Below are 16615 nucleotides of genomic sequence, written 5' to 3' on the forward strand. Positions count from 1 at the left end.
ATCTTAACTCCCTGTCAGGCTTCTGTAAGAGATGCAATTTTTATAGCTATCGCCACTATCCTGCAGATAACAGACAGCCAGGAAATCATTTTCCAGCTGTGACTTTTTGAATTTTGAATAATACATATCCGCGGCCTGATGCTCGCAGTCTATTTGTTGACGAGCGATAGCCTGTTTGGCCCGGCTAAACCAGGTCTGTTGCGGCTGATACATGTTCTTGTCGATAAGATAAACCGTACAGCGATCAATTTTGCCCAGCAGATGAATATCGGACTCTTTCGCGCGTTCGGTCATGCGCATATTTTGATAGAACAGCAGCGCAGCGATGCCCATTATCGCCACCAGCGCCATGACACACAGCGTGGTAAAGCCGCTGTCCCGACGACGCAGGCGTTCTGGCGGGTCTCGCTGCTGCGTTACAATATCCGCGACTTCCGCCACCATTTTTTCCGGGGCAGAAACGGGCGGCCTGACGGTGTGATGTTCAATATGCGCAGCCAGACTAAAACCTTTACCGCGAATGGTCTTAATCAGCAGCGGGTCGCGTCCTAAACTACGAAAAGCTTTTCTGATTTCACTTATGGCAACATTAAGACTGACCGAGGAGCCGGAAAAACCGCGGTCTTCCCAGACTTTCTTAATCAGGTCGTCCCTGTCGAGGGTTTTACCATTATTAATGATGAGTTCATATAACAAACGTGCCGCCTGATTTGATAACTTAATGGAAGATTCCTCTTCTCCATTTATCATGATCACACCAGAGTCCACTTCGTAAAGCATTGCGAGATCAATAAGATACTTCATATGATTATTACACCACTGTTATAAACGACTGTATTTCCCTCGCAATAATATGTCTAAAGAGGGTGTGGTCAAGTCATCAAATATTATTTGAGCACGGCGTATAGAAAACTTCATAAATTTACAATTATTAATTCATTAATTAAGACCTTCGAATGAAGGTGTTTGGGTTATGATCCTTAAAAAAACATTATAGCAAGATTATAATCTCATTATTATTGATTAATCGGAATAATGTTTTGTTATGTATCTTTTTGATGCAACATAATATCGTCAAGGCTCGTACTCAGGTCGCTATGCGCGTTAGCCAGTCACAGTGTGTTGCGCAGCCGGGAAACATTCTTTTTTATATAAAACAAAATATTATGGAGTTTATCATGTTCAAAACGATCATGACCGTATCTGTGCTTGGCGCAGCCATTGCTTCTGCTCAGGCTATTGCTGCAGATAACTCAGCGGGTGGCGTCATTAACTTTACCGGTGCTATTACCGATACCACCTGTACCATTAATGGTGGAAAAAGTGCCGATATGACCGTCGCGCTTTCCCCCATTTCGGTTAAGGATGCCGGGACCACGGTTGGCCTGATTACGAAAAATAAAAAATCCATTTCGTTAACCTTCTCAGGTTGTACGCCAGCAGCAGGCACGACCGGTACGCCGCTGAAAGTGTATTTCTCCAGCGCTGATAATATTTCTACCGACGGTAAATACTTGCTGAATAACAGCGTCAATGAAAACGATGCCAGCGTGGCGCGTAATGTTGGTTTCGCCTTAGTTGAGCCAGGTAAATCAACGCCGGTTACGCTGAACCAGGCTTACACCACCAGCATTATGGGTACCGCAACGGCGCCAGATTCTGAAACGCTGACGCTGGACGTTTATTACTATAAAACCAACGCCGCTGCCGCAACAGTCGGTGCGTTGAGCTCAAACGTGACGTACACCATCTCCTACCTGTAATTTCTGTTAATCAGGCTTCGTTCCTGCGAAGCCTGTTTTTAAGGTTACCATTATGCGTAAGATTATTATGCTGGCATCTCTGCTGCTCAGCGCGGGCAACGCATGGGCCAATATTGTGATTAATGGCACGCGTGTTCTTTATCCTGAGAATAACAAAGAGGTGATTGTTCAGTTAATCAATACGGGTGATGCTCCTGCACTGGTGCAATCCTGGATTGATGACGGCGATATTAATTCCACACCGGAAACGGCAAACGTTCCTTTTCTGTTATCGCCACCGGTGGTGAAGGTCAGCGAACATAATGGTCAGCAACTGCGGATAAAAAAGCTGCCTGCGAATTTGCCGGGCGATCGTGAATCGGTCTTTTTCCTGAACGTGCTCGATATTCCCCCGAAGCCGGAAAATATACAAAACCAGAATACCGTTCAGCTGGCGATTAAATCGCGCATCAAAATGTTTTATCGCCCGGCCTCGTTAACCGGCACGCTGGATAACGCGACGGAAAAACTGACCCTGATTGCCAGCGGTAACGCGTTCCGCATTGTTAATGACAGCCCTTTCCATATTACGGTCGCCAATATTTCCCAGGGCAAAACCAAATTGCTGCAGGAATCACCGATGGTATCGCCCTTTGGTCAACTCACCGTCGCAACCAAAAACGCGGTGAAACGCGGCCAAACCTACCAGCTGATGTATGTGGATGATTTGGGTGCGTACAAAACCCGCACGCTCACCAGCCAGTGACCGGAAAGACTCACCATGAAATTGAAACAAAACAGGCTCTGTATGCTGGCTGTCTGCTCGCTTCTGCTTTCGCATAAATCGGGTGCGGTATCGTTTGATACCTCCCTGCTTGCTGGCGCATCCGGTGAGTCCGATCTGTCACGCTTTTACGAAAATAACGCCATGCCAGCCGGCCCGCAGGAGATGGATATTTACGTCAACGGGGACTGGAAAGGACGCTATACGGTGACGTATGGCGAGCAACGCGATGACGCTCGCCTGGCGTGGAAAGATGCCATGATGCTGGGGATCAATACCAAAGCGATCCCGGCGCCCGCCATTGCTGATGGTCAGGTGCAACTGCACGATCTGGTTCAGGGTGGCGAAGTGAAAACGGACACCAGTACGCTGAGTCTGGCACTCACCGTGCCGCAGGCCGCCGTCTTACGGACCGAAGAGGGGTATGTTGCCCCTCAGTTCTGGGACGAAGGGATCCCGGCGCTGATGCTCTCCTGGAACACCACCTGGTACAACACGCGGACAAAAGGCTCAGCCAAAGAGACCAACGACGATTTTTATGCCGGACTCGATTCCGGCGCCAACCTGCTGGGCTGGCAGTTTCGCGACAGCAGCACCTGGCGCAAATCCGCCAGTGGTGACAGCAGCTGGCAGAATAACACCCGCTACCTGCGCCGCCCGCTGGCGGCGCTGAAATCCAACCTGACGCTGGGCGACTTTTATATTCCGGGCGATCTGTTTGATTCCCTTCGCGTGCGCGGCGTGTCGCTGGCGTCCGATATGAAAATGCGCCCCAACTCACAGCAAGGCTTTTCGCCGGTGGTACACGGCGTGGCGCGCACTAACGCCCTGGTGAAGGTGATTCAGAACGGTAACGTCATCTATCAGGAGAACGTTCCGCCGGGCCAGTTCACCCTCGACAGCATTCAGCCAACCGGGTCGGCCGGCGATCTGCTGGTGGTGGTGCGTGAAGCCGACGGTTCACAGCAATCGTTCACGGTGCCCTTCTCTGCCGTACCGGGCATGCTTAAAGAGGGCGTAAGCGAGTACAGCGTGGTGGCGGGGAAAGTCCATCAAAACACCCTTGAGGCGGATCCGGCGTTCCTGCAGGCCACGCTGCGCTATGGCTTCAATAACCTGATAACCGGTTATACCGGCACGATCGTGAGCGATAATTATCAGGCGGGGCTTATCGGCACCGGCTGGAATTTGCCGTTCGGCGCAGTATCTGTGGATGTTACCCACGCGAAAACTACCCTGCAGGACAGAACCGACAGCGGCCAAAGCTTTCGCGTGTCGTACAGTAAATTTATCGATACCACGGCCACCAACTTCACGCTGGCGGCCTACCGTTATTCCACTAAGGGCTATTACAGCTTTAGCGATGCGCTCTACTCCCGGGAAGGGTATCAGCGCCTGAAAGCGCAGTATGACGAGTATGAGGATCGCTTCGGGGTCGCCCCGGAGATGACGATGAGCACCTGGGATGCCCTGCGCGCCGCGCAACCTAAAAATACCTTCACCCTTAACCTGAACCAGCGTCTGCTCAATAACTGGGGCACGGTGTTTATCTCTGGTACACAACGCGACTACTGGAATTCCAGCCAAACCTCCCGCGAATATCAGGCCGGCTACTCCAACGCCATCGGCCGGGCCAGCTATACCGTCTCCGCCAGCCGGGTACGCAACAGCGAGCGTGAAGAAGAGACGCGTTTTTACCTCTCCCTCAGCCTGCCGTTCTCGCTGTTTGATAACAACGCGTGGATCACCTCCAGCCTGACGGCCAGCGACTCGCATTATGAGCAGAGCAATATCAGCATGAGCGGCAACGCGCTGGCGTCGAACCGCCTGAGCTATACGCTCTCCGGCAGCAACACGCGGGGCGGAAACAACACCGCCAGCGTGAACACCGCATACCGTGCAAACTTCGCCACGCTGGGCGGCTCATACAGTGAATCCTCCGACTACCGCCAGACAGGGCTGAACGGGCGTGGCAGCCTGGTGGCCGTGCCGTGGCATCTGCTTGCCTCCAACGAAACCGGCAGCACCATGACCATTGTCGATGCGCCGCAGGCGGAAGGGCTGATGGTCAATGGCGACGAAAGTATCGTGACCAACCGTGATGGCGTGGCGCTGGTGCCTTATGCCACGCCGTACCGTAAAAACGCCATCACGTTGTCCGAAACAGCGAACAGCCGCGGGGCGGAAGTGCTGGGTAACATCGCCAATGTCGCCCCTTACGATGGCGCGGTGAATTACATCCGCTTCGAAACCGACCCGCGCCAGTCCTGGATGCTACGGGCCACCCGCCCCGACGGGGCGCCACTGCCGTTTGGTACCGACGTGCTGAACGAGCGCGGCGAGTCGGTGGGTTATGTTGGCCAGGCCAGCGTGCTCTACATCCGCGCGGAACACCCGCCACGCGAGCTTAACGTTCATTTACGTGGCGGAAATTGCACTATCGCCACGCCGGCGTGGGGACTGGAAAGCCCGTCCTCTGTTTGCCATAACTAACGGAACATCAACATGATACGGTTACTGACCTTTCTGTTTCTCGCCTGCGTCAGCGGGGCAAGCTATGCCACCTGTTCCGGGGGCAGTATTTCCTACGGGCCGCCGATCAGCGTCGATCTGTCGGATAAGCTGACGCTCGCCACGCCGACCTGCACCGGGAGCTTCAGCACCCAGTACAGCGGCTCGTTTAACTGCTCAACCGGCAACAGCGAGTTTTCTTACACGCCGATCCTCTCGACCGACAGTAAGTACGCCACCATTCTGGGCTTCAGTAATGACAAATATAGGGTGCGGGCGGAGATCACCAGCACGCATCCCAACAAGACGCTCGCCACGGGCGGTAACCATACGGCCTCTGAACTGAATACGCCGTTTACCGTGCGCTTTACGCTGGTTAGCCAGAGTGGCACCACGCTCACCGGGGACACCGCGACCATGAGCGATGTGCTGTTCGTCAGTGACATGAGCGGCATGTCGTTCTGGGAGATCATCACCTGGCCGATAAACCAGCTGGTGAAAATCGTGCAGTGGCTGTTTAACGGCTTTAAGTGGCCATACGATAACCGGGATATGTTTGGCCAGCCGATGACCATCAAATATGCGCCGAAGCTGACCACCTGCTCTTTCGACAACGCGGGGCTGACGGTTCATTTGCCCACGCTCGGCATCCCTCAGTTGAGCGCCTCCGCGCAGCCAGGGCTGACTCCCTTTACGCTCAACATGAGCTGCCAGAATCTGGGGACGAACGGGACGTCTGACCGGGCAATTGAGATGTTCCTCTCCAGCACCCAACTGCTGTCGACCGACAGTTCCGTACTGGTCGACACCAGCAGTGGTGCCGCGCAGGGCGTGGGGCTGCGGCTGTTTAAGCGGGATAACCCGCAACAGCCGGTCGTCTTCTCGACCTCCACCACCAGCCGCGGGAATGCCACGCTGCTGTTCAACGTGGCGGCGGGCGGTGCACTCAGTAAGACGTTCACCCTGCCCATGGCGGCGTCCTATTATGTCTGGGCACCGGCGAAGGTCAGCCAGGGTAAGCTCAATACGACGGCGACGCTGAATATTATCTACCCCTGATGCACGTACGCCGGGACGCTGTCGTTCCGGCGAATCGACGCTCAACTTCCGATCCGGCCCGCCATCTGCAGATACTTGATGAGTTCACTGTGGTTGGCGAGATTGAGTTTCTTCATCGCATTGTGCTTTTGGGTGGCGATAGTACTGGCCGAGCGGCTTCGCAGCTGGGCAATTTCGGTCACGGTGTAGCCTTCCACAATCAGGTGCAGCACCTCCCACTCCCGGGCGGAAAGCACCGAACGCGAGCGCGCACCGGCGCGCATCATCCCCTTCAGATACGATGAGACTCGCGGTTTAGCCTCCCCGGCCTTCAGCAGCGTCTGTAATTCTCTTTTCAGCTCCCCGGGCTCGTCCTGCAGAGAAAGGGTCAGATCGTATTTCATCTCCAGCACTTTTTTTAATAATCCGTACTGCAATTCCGGAACAAAAAGCACACGTTTTACGTTATATGTTTGGCATAACATATTGAGTCTGCTACTGGTTTGCGCTCCCCATGATTTATGGTTAAAGAGATAACTGAACTCGGCGATGACAATATCAACCTGACGTTCAGTAATCGCATCAAAGAGCTGCTCCGTTGATTCTACAATTGCTATTTGCAGGGAATATCCAGGCAGTATTTTACGCAGGGCATCACTTATCATCTCCTGCAGAATATTGATTCTGTAAAACACAATGATCCTGACGGTGAATTCAGTACACATCATATTATTTCATTATTAACACGAATAAAGGAGGGTGATAGTAGTGTAATAAAATCGCACTCACAACTTATTCCCGCCAGGATTTTAACGGCCAGGCTGCTAAAAATCCGGCGTGGGACACGTTTAACGCCAGGAAAAGCACAAAAAATCGACCTGAAAACGTCAAAAAAAGAGCACTTTGCCCAGAGCAAACCTTATCAGACGGGGTTTTTCAGCATAAAAATCCAATGCTAATGTTATAAGAAGATTAAAAACATTACTTCCAGCATTAAAATATTTTTTGAATTTTATCTTTCGCCAATAAAAGGGATTGGCTTTACGGGATGCATTCTCCTGACATACATTTTACGTATCGTCTCACCACGACTTTATGAGTGACCACGCATTTAAAATTACTGCTTTTCTTACACGGACGGGTGCTCAACTTAAGGAGAATGACCATGAAAGAAACAATACAAGTGGCCGTTATTGACAGTTGTGAGTTCACAATGATTGGCCTGCAATATCTTGGCAACCGTGAACCTGACGCGCATCGTGATGTTATTTTCCATGGATTCAGCAATATTGAAGACTTTCTCCTCAGCGAACGTACCTGGGATATCGTTATTTATGATCCGCTGAATATCGGCAGTTTTATGATTACGCCAAATGAAGATATTCTGCGTATTAAAGAAAAGCAGCCAAAGGCGAGGATCTACATCTATTCGTTATCCGTCGGTTTTCTGAAGTTTGCGCATGTGGATGGGGTCATCAATAAGCGCGTTTCGCTGGGTGATATCAAGGCGATGTGGCAAATCCTGATGAGCCAGACGCCAAAAGCGTTAAACCACTACAACGTGAGCATTACAACACGGCAGCGTCCTGCAAGGCTCTCCAATGAGGAAGCCAGCGTGTTGCGGGGTTACTCATGTAACCTGAAAACCAAGCAAATTGCCCGCCAGTTAGGCTGCAACGTCAGGCTGGTTTACTTCTACAAAAACAACGCCATGAATAAACTCAAGGCCGTCCGGGGCCCTTCGTTCTATCAGAGTATCCGCTGGATATTGAATTGACTCTTCGACCGTGTGTCGTTTGCCTTTGTTCCCGTGTCCGCGGGAACCTTTTTTTCTGCAGGTCTCGTCATGTACACCGTCCTTCCCTCTCCCATGCTGCATACCATTACCGGACTGCGGTTTCAGCCTTTAGTCGATTTTCATTCCGGCCAGGCCGTGGCGCATGAGGTGCTGGTAGAGATCCACAACGTGAATCTTGACGTACTCTTCGCTTCGCTCCCCACCCGCTGTGCGCTGCAAATCTTTTTCTGGCAGGCCAACACGCTGTTGCAGATGCCGGACAAAGGCCAGTACTGGCTTAATCTCCCGGCAGACCAGCTGCTTGATGCCAAAGCCATCGGGCTGTTGCTTGCGCTACGACACCAGCAACGCTTAACGATAGAAATTCAGGATCCGTTAACCCTGATCCGCATGAGTGCCACTGAGCAACGCCGCATCCATCACGCGCTGCTTCAGCTAAAAGCGGCTGGCTGGAAAATCTGGCTGGATGATCTGACTCAGGATCTGGCGGATGACTATGCGCGTCTTGCCCTGCCGGTAGACGGCATTAAACTTGACCGCTCAGAGCTGAACACCCCTGCCCGGTTTGACGCATTGGTGCGCTTCGTCAGAGAGAAGATTGCCCGCGCTGTCGTCGTAGAAGGGATTGAGACCGCGCAGGACTTACAGCGAGCCTGCGCGTCGGGGGCACGGTTTGGCCAGGGCTTTCTCTGGCCGGAAAGCCGGATAGACGCCAGCGTGACGGCGTAAATTGCGCTGGCATTACCAGCCCGGTACCGCCCCTCCGTTAAAGATCGTCTCCGCCGCCTTCGCCACCTCCGGTGACTGATAGGACTGGATAAATTCCTTTACGTTCTCTGCGTCTTTATTGTCTTCGCGCGTCACCACGATGTTCACGTACGGCGAGTTTTTATCTTCGATAAAGACGCTGTCGTGCACCGGGGAAAGCCCGGTTTGCTGGATATAGGTGGTGCTGATGATGGCTACATCCACTTTGGGGTCATCCAGTACGCGCGGTAGCTGCGCCCCTTCCAGCTCCATAATGTTCAGCTTTTTCGGGTTGGCGGTGATATCCAGCGCGGTTGGCAACAGACCCACGTCCGGTTTCAGGGTAATCAGCTTCTCTTTTTGCAGCAGGAGCAGCGCGCGACCGAGGTTGGTGGGGTCATTAGGGATGGCAATGGTCGCCCCGTCTTTCAGGTCAGACACGGATTTGATTTTGCGGGAATAACCGGCCATCGGGAAGACGAAGGTATTCGCCACGGCAACCAGTTTGTAGTTATGCGCCTTGTTATCTTCTGCGAGGAACGGGCGATGCTGGAAGACATTCGCATCCAGTTCTCCCTGGTTGGTGGCATCGTTGGGCAGCAGCGAACCGCTAAACCCGACCAGCTCCACATCCAGACCGTATTTCTCTTTTGCCACTTTTTTGGCGACTTCAGCCACATCCTGCTCTGCGCCGTTGATCACGCCGACTTTAATGTGTTTGGCATCACTGCCACGTTGATCGCATCCTGCCAGCAGCAGACCCGCGAGAACCAGAGCACCCAATCGAAGTTTCACAAGACCTATCCTTTTGATGAACGTTTCACTGACTATATCGGCAACGAGGCGGTGAAATAAAAAACGAAAAGGAATCAATAAGAAGGATAGGTTATATGCGGTCTATTGCCGGGTGCCGCTGCCGCTTACCCGGCCTACCTGACGGGGAAAATGTAGGCCCGGTAAGCGTAGCGCCACCGGGCGATGAATCTCGATGCTTGCCGGACTTAAAGCGCTTTCGTCAGATAATGACGCTGCATGCCTGGGTACGGGTAATCCTGCAAAGACATCTGCAGCTGGTACCCCTGCTTTTCATAAAACGGACGCGCCTGGAAGCTGACCGTGTCCACCAGCGCATGCGTACAGCCTTTACGTCTGGCTTCTTCTTCCGCCGTTTTGATAAGCTGGCTGCCCACGCCGGTTCCCCGCACGGTATCGCTCACCCAGAGATAATCAATATTCAACCATTCACCTTTTCGCACGCCGATTAATCCCCCCAGCATGACGCCCTTTTCGTCTCGCATGTAAACGCCAATATCACCACTGAAGTTCGTCATATCTAAAAACTGGGCGTTGTAAGCTCTTAACCCTACAAATAACTCTTCTTTTTCTGCGGGTGTGACATTTTCTGTTATGCTCAGGTGCATATTTTTCTCCTTATTTTCCACGCAATCTGAATATCTCACAGGTTAAGCTTCATAAAAACTCCTTATTTCCTCCATTTTTTAAATCCTGAAATATTCATTCAATATGTAAATAAAAAAAGCCTTTCCAAAAGGTGCTCAAAACGTATAATGAGAACGATCATTCTCACTTTTACCCGGTAATCGACGATGAGCACAAAACTGGAAGAACGGCAGAAACAACGTCAGGACGAGATCATCACCGCCGCGCGCCGCTGCTTTCGCGCCAGCGGATTTCATGCGGCCAGTATGTCGCAAATCGCCAGCGAGGCGAAGCTCAGCGTCGGGCAAATTTACCGATATTTCAGTAACAAAGACGCGATTATTGAAGAGATGATCCGCCGGATTATCGATTCCCGTATCGAGGGAATGCAGGACAAAACGGTGGTGGAAGGGATGCCGCAGGCGCTCGCCTGGCGTCAGACGATTAACGAAGACGACGATGCGCTGATGCTCGAAATGTCCGCCGAGGCGACGCGTAATCCGCAGGTGGCCGCCATGTTAACCGCGGCCGAGGCTCGTATGTTTAGCAACGCCTGTGCGCACCTGAAAAAGCAGTTTCCTCATTTAAGTGATGAACATATTCGCTGCTGCGTGGAGATTACCGCCGTGATGATCGAAGGCACCATTTACCGTCGGCTTACGCCATTAAATGTGCCGTCAGAACAATTAGCGCCGATTTATCAGAATATTTTAAATATGCTTTTCACAGCAAAGTAATCGCATGTGAATAATTAACGGGAACAGGTAATTTCCCGGTTTACCATTTCTGGCTCAGCCAGAGATGCGGTATCGCTGTGCCTTTAAAACGCCCTCCTCCTTGTTAAGCCATTAACAGGGCGGGCATCGTTCACCCTGGAAAAAGATGATGAAAAACATAACAACCTCCATCGCCGCATTACTCCTCCTGACAGGGTGTGATAATGCGCAAACATCTGCTCCCCAACGTCCTCTTCCGGAAGTGGGGATTGTCACACTCATGAGCCAGCCGGTGTCCGTCGTCAGTGAACTGACCGGGCGTACCACCGCCGCAATGAGCGCCGAAGTGCGCCCGCAGGTGGGCGGCATTATCCAGAAACGGCTGTTCACCGAAGGCGATACTGTGAAAGCCGGACAAGCGCTGTATCAGATCGATCCCTCCAGCTACCGCGCCGCGTTTGATGAAGCCGCCGCCGCACTGAAGCAGGCGCAGGCGCTGGTGCAGGCCGACTGCCAGAAGGCCCAGCGCTATGCGCAGCTGGTGAAAGACGACGGCGTGTCGCGTCAGGACGCAGAGGACGCGAAGTCCACCTGCGCACAGGACAAGGCCAGCGTCGAGTCAAAGAAGGCCGCGCAGGAAAGCGCGCGCATTAACCTCAACTGGACCACCATCACCGCACCGATTGCCGGACGCATCGGCATCTCCTCCGTCACGCCCGGGGCGCTGGTCACCGCCCAGCAGGACACCGCGCTGGCCACCATTCGCGGGCTGGACACCATGTATGTCGATTTGACGCGTTCGAGTGCCGATCTGCTGCGATTACGTAAACAAACCCTGGCCTCGAACAGCGATACGCTGAGCGTCACGTTGCAGCTTGAAGACGGCAGCACCTACAGCGAAAAGGGTCGTCTGGCGCTGACCGAAGTGGCGGTGGATGAATCGACCGGCTCGGTCACCCTGCGCGCCATCTTCCCGAATCCACAGCACCAGCTTTTGCCGGGAATGTTTGTCCGCGCCAGAGTGGACGAGGGCATCATGGATGACGCGATCCTGGCCCCTCAGCAGGGCATTACTCGCGATGCCAAAGGCAAAGCCACCGCGCTGGTGGTGAACGCCAGCAACAAGGTGGAGCAGCGTCAGCTGGAAACGGGTGACACCTACGGCGATAAATGGCTGGTGCTGAGCGGCCTCAAGGCGGGCGACAGGCTGATTGTGGAAGGCACCGACAAAGTCACTGCCGGCCAACAGGTGAAGGCCGAAGAGATGAAATCCAGCGGAGGGAATGCCTGATGTTTTCCCGTTTCTTCGTGCGTCGCCCGGTATTTGCCTGGGTGATCGCCATTCTGATTATGCTCGCCGGGATACTGGCGATCCGCACGTTGCCAGTTGCGCAGTACCCGGACGTCGCCCCGCCGTCGATCAAGATCTCCGCCACCTACACCGGTGCCTCCGCGCAGACGCTGGAAAACAGCGTGACGCAGGTGATCGAGCAGCAGCTCACCGGGCTGGATAACCTGCTCTACTTCACCTCCACCAGCAGTTCGGACGGTTCGGTGAGCATTACCGTCACCTTCGAACAGGGGACCGACCCGGACACCGCGCAGGTTCAGGTGCAAAACAAAGTCCAGCAGGCGGAATCACGCCTGCCGACTGAAGTACAGCAGTCCGGGATCACCGTCGAGAAATCGCAGAGCAACTTCCTGCTTATCATGGGGGTGTACGACAAAACCGACACCGCCAGCAGCTCGGATATCGCCGACTGGCTGGTCAGTAATATGCAGGATCCGCTGGCGCGCGTGGATGGCGTCGGGAGTCTGCAGGTGTTTGGCGCGGAATACGCGATGCGTATCTGGCTCGACCCGGCGAAGCTGGCGTCCTACTCGCTGATGCCGTCAGATGTGCAAAGTGCGATTGAAGCGCAGAACGTGCAGGTTTCCGCCGGTAAAATCGGCGCGCTGCCCTCGTCGAACGCCCAGCAGTTGACCGCCACCGTGCGCGCCCAGTCGCGCCTGCAGACGGTCGATCAGTTCAAAAATATCATCGTCAAGAGCCAGTCTAACGGCGCGGTGGTACACATCAGCGACGTTGCGCGCGTGGAGATGGGCAGCGAAGATTACACCGCCACCGCGAAGCTGAACGGTCACCCGGCCGCGGGGATGGCGGTGATGCTTTCGCCGGGCGCCAACGCGCTCAATACCGCCACGGCGGTGAAAGAGAAAATCGCCGAATTCAAAAAGTCGATGCCGGAAGGCTACGACGTGGCCTACCCGAAAGACAGCACCGAGTTTATTAAGATCTCGGTTGAGGACGTGATTCAGACCCTGTTCGAAGCCATTATCCTCGTGGTCGTGGTGATGTACCTGTTCCTGCAAAACATCCGCGCCACGCTGATCCCGGCGCTGGCCGTTCCGGTGGTTCTGCTGGGCACCTTTGGCGTACTGGCGCTGTTCGGCTACTCCATCAACACCCTGACCCTGTTTGCGATGGTGCTGGCGATAGGGCTGCTGGTGGATGATGCCATCGTGGTGGTGGAAAACGTCGAACGTATTATGCGCGACGAAGGGCTGCCCGCCCGCGAAGCCACCGAAAAATCGATGGGCGAAATTTCCGGTGCGCTGATCGCCATTGCGCTGGTGCTCTCTGCGGTGTTCCTGCCGATGGCCTTCTTTGGTGGCTCCACCGGGGTGATTTACCGTCAGTTCTCGGTCACCATTATCTCGGCGATGCTCCTTTCCGTGGTAGTGGCATTAACCCTGACGCCTGCGCTGTGCGGCTCGATTCTGAGCCACACCGCCCCACATAAGAAGGGCTTTTTCGGCGCGTTTAACCGCTTCTACAGCAAGACCGAGCAGGGTTACCAGAACAAGGTATTGCGCGCGCTGCGCCGCTCCGGTGGCATGCTGGTCATCTACGCCCTACTCTGCGGCGCGATGGGATTCGCGATGCTGAAACTGCCGGGCAGCTTCCTGCCGACGGAAGACCAGGGCGAAATCATGGTGCAGTACACCCTGCCAGCAGGCGCGACGACGGTCCGTACTGCCGAAGTCAGTCGCCAGGTGCGCGAGTGGTTCCTCACCAAAGAGAAAGCCAACACCAACGTTATCTTCACCATTGAGGGCTTCAGCTTTAGCGGCAGCGGCCAGAACGCCGGGATGGCGTTTGTCTCCCTGAAAAACTGGTCCGAACGTAAGGGCGCTGAAAATACCGCACAGGCCATTGCCCTGCGTGCCACGCAGGAGCTGAGCACCCTCCGCGATGCGACCATCTTTGCCATGACGCCACCGGCGGTGGATGGTCTGGGCCAGAGCAACGGCTTTACCTTTGAGCTGATGGCCAGCGGCGGCACCGATCGCGACACGCTGCTCAAGCTGCGTAACCAGCTGATTGGCGAAGCGAATCAGGATGCCTCCCTGCACGCGGTTCGCGCCAACGATCTGCCGCAAATGCCACAACTTCAGGTGGATATCGACAACAATAAAGCCGTGTCGCTGGGGCTCTCCCTGAGTGACGTCACCGACACCCTCTCCAGCGCCTGGGGCGGTACCTACGTGAATGATTTTATCGATCGCGGCCGCGTGAAAAAGGTCTATATCCAGGGCGACAGCGACTATCGCGCCGTGCCGTCCGATCTCAACAAGTGGTATGTGCGCGGTAGCGACAGCACCATGACCCCGTTCTCCGCCTTTGCCACCACCCGCTGGGAGTATGGCCCCGAAAGCCTGGTGCGCTATAACGGCTCGGCGGCGTATGAAATTCAGGGCGAGAACGCCAGTGGCGCCAGTTCCGGTACGGCGATGAGCAAAATGGAGCAGCTGGCAAACAACCTGCCATCCGGCAGTACCTGGGCGTGGAGCGGTTTGTCCTTACAGGAAAAACTGGCGAGCGGCCAGGCAATGAGCCTCTATGCCCTCTCGATCCTGGTGGTATTCCTCTGTCTGGCGGCGCTGTATGAGAGCTGGTCGGTACCGATTTCCGTTATCCTGGTGATCCCGCTTGGGGTGCTGGGCGCAGCGATTGCCGCCTCCCTGCGCGGCCTGAGCAACGACGTCTACTTCCAGGTGGCGCTGCTGACCACCATCGGCCTGTCGTCAAAGAACGCCATTCTGATTGTTGAGTTTGCCGAGGCAAAAGTCGCCGAAGGTTACTCCCTGACGCGTGCGGCGCTGCGTGCCGCCCAGACGCGTTTGCGCCCCATCATCATGACCTCGCTGGCGTTTATCGCAGGTGTGACGCCGCTGGCGATTGCCACCGGTGCAGGGGCCAACAGCCGGGTAGCGATCGGGACCGGCATTATCGGTGGGACGCTGGCCGCCACGCTGCTGGCAATCTTCTTCGTTCCGTTATTCTTCGTACTGGTGAAACGTCTGTTCTCCGGTAAACACAGCAACCGGAGGTCATAATGTTTCGTTTATCTGTTTTCGTGTTAGCGCTGATGAGCGCGGGCTGCGTCTCTTTAGATCCCACGTATCAGCGCCCGGCTGCGCCCGTCCCGGCGACGTTGCCGGGTGCGCACGGCGAAGCCACCGCCGTGGTGAGCCAGTGGCAACAGGTGATGAACGATGCGCGCCTGAAAGGCGTAGTGACGATGGCGCTCAACAGCAACCGCGACCTGCAAAAAGCGATTGCCGATATCGACGCCGCGCGCGCCCAGTACGGCGAAACGCGATCCTCCCTGTTCCCGACGGTGGACGCGGAGCTGAGCCACACCCGCAGCCGCACGCTGGCAGGCGGTGTCGCGACCAGCGATGAGGCCAACGGCACGGTCTCCAGCTTCGAGCTGGATCTGTTTGGCCGTAACCAGAGCCTGTCACGCGCAGCGCGTGAAACCTGGCTTGCCAGCGAGTTCACCGCCCAGAATACCCGCCTGACGATGGTCAGCGAGTTAACCACCGCCTGGGTGACCCTGGCGGCGGATAACAGCAACCTGGCGCTGGCGAAATCGACGATGGAGAGCGCCGCCAGCTCGCTCAGGATCGTGAAGCGTCAGCAGCAGGTCGGCGTGGCGGCGGCAACGGACGTCAGCGAGGCGATGGCGGTCTACCAGCAGGCGCGTGCCAGCGTGGCAAGCTATCAAACGCAGGTGGTACAGGACAAAAACGCCCTTAATCTGCTGGCGGGTGACACGGTGCCAGACACCCTGCTGCCGGGCACGCTGGAGAGCCTGAGCGATAACACCATCACGCTGATCCCGGCAGGCGTGAGTTCAGACGCGCTGCTGCGTCGCCCGGATATTAAGGAGGCGGAGCACAACCTGCTGAGCGCCAACGCCAATATCGGTGCCGCGCGCGCCAACTTCTTCCCGACCATTTCACTGACCGCCAGTGCGGGCGTCGGCAGCGATTCGCTTTCGTCCCTGTTCAGCCACGGGATGAAGGTGTGGTCATTCGCACCGTCCATCACCCTGCCGCTGTTCAGCGGCGGTAACAATCTGGCCCAGCTGCGCTACGCGGAAGCGGAGAAGAAGGGATTGATCGCCACCTACGAGAAAACCATCCAGAGCGCGTTTAAAGACGTGGCCGATGCGCTGGCACGTCGTGAAACGCTCAGCGAGCAGCTTGATGCCCAGCGTGAATACGTGGCAGCCGGGCAAAAAACGCTGGATGTGGCGACCCGCAGCTATCAGGCGGGGGCCGGGGATTATCTGACGGTACTGACCGCGCAGCGATCGTTGTGGTCGGCGCAGTCGTCGCTTATCGCGTTACAACAAACCGACCTGGAAAACCGTATCACCCTGTGGCAATCGCTCGGGGGCGGGATTGAGTAACGTGTCCGGGACAATCCTGATACGCGGTGAAGAGAAAATTCATACTTTCGGCTGGCGTCGCTACACTGAATGTA

The 16615-nt window shown here is 55.1% G+C and carries 14 protein-coding genes; 10 read left to right on the plus strand and 4 right to left on the minus strand.

Annotated features, from left to right (window positions below):
* Window positions 1-3: 3 nt before the first annotated feature.
* A complete protein-coding gene (locus EKN38_RS18320; RefSeq protein ID WP_014830086.1) occupies window positions 4-804 on the minus strand; it encodes a transcriptional regulator in 801 nt (266 codons plus the stop codon).
* Between the two features lie 374 nt (window positions 805-1178).
* On the opposite strand from EKN38_RS18320, the gene EKN38_RS18325 reads away from it, so the two are divergent.
* From EKN38_RS18325 to EKN38_RS18340, 4 genes are read left to right on the plus strand one after another with little or no spacing between them, the layout of a single operon-like run.
* The gene (locus EKN38_RS18325; protein ID WP_043951726.1) at window positions 1179-1763 is read left to right on the plus strand and encodes a fimbrial protein; all 585 of its coding nucleotides are present in this window, start codon (window positions 1179-1181) and stop codon (window positions 1761-1763) included.
* A gap of 52 nt (window positions 1764-1815) precedes the next feature.
* Entirely contained in the window at window positions 1816-2508 is a 693-nt protein-coding gene (locus EKN38_RS18330) for a molecular chaperone (RefSeq protein ID WP_014830084.1), read from the plus strand.
* Window positions 2509-2523: 15 nt separating this feature from the next.
* Complete coding sequence (locus EKN38_RS18335) at window positions 2524-5019, plus strand: fimbria/pilus outer membrane usher protein (RefSeq protein ID WP_014830083.1); 2496 nt, start codon at window positions 2524-2526, stop codon at window positions 5017-5019.
* Between the two features lie 12 nt (window positions 5020-5031).
* Window positions 5032-6096 carry a fimbrial protein gene (locus EKN38_RS18340; protein ID WP_126522507.1) on the plus strand — a complete coding sequence of 355 codons (1065 nt, stop codon included), beginning with the start codon at window positions 5032-5034 and terminating at the stop codon, window positions 6094-6096.
* Window positions 6097-6137: 41 nt separating this feature from the next.
* On the opposite strand, the gene EKN38_RS18345 is transcribed toward EKN38_RS18340, so the two are convergent.
* Window positions 6138-6770: a response regulator transcription factor gene (locus EKN38_RS18345; RefSeq protein WP_229692896.1), complete on the minus strand. Its 633-nt coding sequence runs from the start codon at window positions 6768-6770 to the stop codon at window positions 6138-6140.
* Window positions 6771-7240: 470 nt separating this feature from the next.
* Between EKN38_RS18345 and EKN38_RS18350 the strand changes: the two genes are divergently transcribed.
* Both EKN38_RS18350 and EKN38_RS18355 read left to right on the plus strand, forming a co-directional pair.
* Window positions 7241-7852, plus strand: coding sequence for a helix-turn-helix transcriptional regulator (locus EKN38_RS18350; RefSeq protein WP_014830080.1), 612 nt, complete (start codon window positions 7241-7243; stop codon window positions 7850-7852).
* A 69-nt stretch (window positions 7853-7921) separates the two neighbouring features.
* A complete protein-coding gene (locus tag EKN38_RS18355) occupies window positions 7922-8602 on the plus strand; it encodes an EAL domain-containing protein (RefSeq protein WP_014830079.1) in 681 nt (226 codons plus the stop codon).
* Between the two features lie 12 nt (window positions 8603-8614).
* Here the strand turns inward: EKN38_RS18355 and nlpA are convergent, their stop codons facing one another.
* Together nlpA and EKN38_RS18365 are read right to left on the minus strand one after the other, a co-directional pair.
* Window positions 8615-9415, minus strand: a complete 801-nt coding sequence (nlpA, locus tag EKN38_RS18360) for a lipoprotein NlpA (protein WP_014830078.1) — start codon at window positions 9413-9415, stop codon at window positions 8615-8617.
* A 206-nt stretch (window positions 9416-9621) separates the two neighbouring features.
* Window positions 9622-10041: a GNAT family N-acetyltransferase gene (locus EKN38_RS18365; protein ID WP_014830077.1), complete on the minus strand. Its 420-nt coding sequence runs from the start codon at window positions 10039-10041 to the stop codon at window positions 9622-9624.
* A 186-nt stretch (window positions 10042-10227) separates the two neighbouring features.
* Here EKN38_RS18365 and EKN38_RS18370 point away from each other — a divergent pair, with 186 nt between their 5' ends.
* The 4 genes from EKN38_RS18370 (at window position 10228) to EKN38_RS18385 (ending at window position 16541) form a co-directional block, all read left to right on the plus strand.
* The gene (locus EKN38_RS18370) at window positions 10228-10797 is read left to right on the plus strand and encodes a TetR/AcrR family transcriptional regulator (protein ID WP_014830076.1); all 570 of its coding nucleotides are present in this window, start codon (window positions 10228-10230) and stop codon (window positions 10795-10797) included.
* 148 nt (window positions 10798-10945) lie between these two features.
* Window positions 10946-12067, plus strand: a complete 1122-nt coding sequence (locus EKN38_RS18375; protein ID WP_043951535.1) for an efflux RND transporter periplasmic adaptor subunit — start codon at window positions 10946-10948, stop codon at window positions 12065-12067.
* Entirely contained in the window at window positions 12067-15177 is a 3111-nt protein-coding gene (locus tag EKN38_RS18380) for an efflux RND transporter permease subunit (protein ID WP_014830074.1), read from the plus strand. The genes EKN38_RS18375 and EKN38_RS18380 overlap by 1 nt, the downstream gene beginning before the upstream one ends.
* Complete coding sequence (locus EKN38_RS18385; protein ID WP_014830073.1) at window positions 15177-16541, plus strand: efflux transporter outer membrane subunit; 1365 nt, start codon at window positions 15177-15179, stop codon at window positions 16539-16541. The genes EKN38_RS18380 and EKN38_RS18385 overlap by 1 nt, the downstream gene beginning before the upstream one ends.
* Window positions 16542-16615: the final 74 nt, after the last annotated feature.

Origin of the sequence: Enterobacter sp. WCHEn045836 (assembly GCF_003965585.1) — a bacterium.
In the GTDB taxonomy this organism is placed as follows: Bacteria; Pseudomonadota; Gammaproteobacteria; order Enterobacterales; family Enterobacteriaceae; genus Enterobacter; species Enterobacter dissolvens.

What these genes read in the sequence shown, in the direction of transcription:
- EKN38_RS18350 (WP_014830080.1), top strand. Translation starts at nt 7,241, where the DNA reads ATGAAAGAAACAATACAAGTGGCCGTTATTGACAGTTGTGAGTTCACA.
- EKN38_RS18355 (WP_014830079.1), top strand. Translation starts at nt 7,922, where the DNA reads ATGTACACCGTCCTTCCCTCTCCCATGCTGCATACCATTACCGGACTG.
- EKN38_RS18370 (WP_014830076.1), top strand. Translation starts at nt 10,228, where the DNA reads ATGAGCACAAAACTGGAAGAACGGCAGAAACAACGTCAGGACGAGATC.
- EKN38_RS18365 (WP_014830077.1), bottom strand. Translation starts at nt 10,041, where the DNA reads ATGCACCTGAGCATAACAGAAAATGTCACACCCGCAGAAAAAGAAGAG.
- EKN38_RS18380 (WP_014830074.1), top strand. Translation starts at nt 12,067, where the DNA reads ATGTTTTCCCGTTTCTTCGTGCGTCGCCCGGTATTTGCCTGGGTGATC.
- EKN38_RS18325 (WP_043951726.1), top strand. Translation starts at nt 1,179, where the DNA reads ATGTTCAAAACGATCATGACCGTATCTGTGCTTGGCGCAGCCATTGCT.
- EKN38_RS18375 (WP_043951535.1), top strand. Translation starts at nt 10,946, where the DNA reads ATGAAAAACATAACAACCTCCATCGCCGCATTACTCCTCCTGACAGGG.
- EKN38_RS18340 (WP_126522507.1), top strand. Translation starts at nt 5,032, where the DNA reads ATGATACGGTTACTGACCTTTCTGTTTCTCGCCTGCGTCAGCGGGGCA.
- EKN38_RS18330 (WP_014830084.1), top strand. Translation starts at nt 1,816, where the DNA reads ATGCGTAAGATTATTATGCTGGCATCTCTGCTGCTCAGCGCGGGCAAC.
- EKN38_RS18385 (WP_014830073.1), top strand. Translation starts at nt 15,177, where the DNA reads ATGTTTCGTTTATCTGTTTTCGTGTTAGCGCTGATGAGCGCGGGCTGC.
- EKN38_RS18335 (WP_014830083.1), top strand. Translation starts at nt 2,524, where the DNA reads ATGAAATTGAAACAAAACAGGCTCTGTATGCTGGCTGTCTGCTCGCTT.
- EKN38_RS18320 (WP_014830086.1), bottom strand. Translation starts at nt 804, where the DNA reads ATGAAGTATCTTATTGATCTCGCAATGCTTTACGAAGTGGACTCTGGT.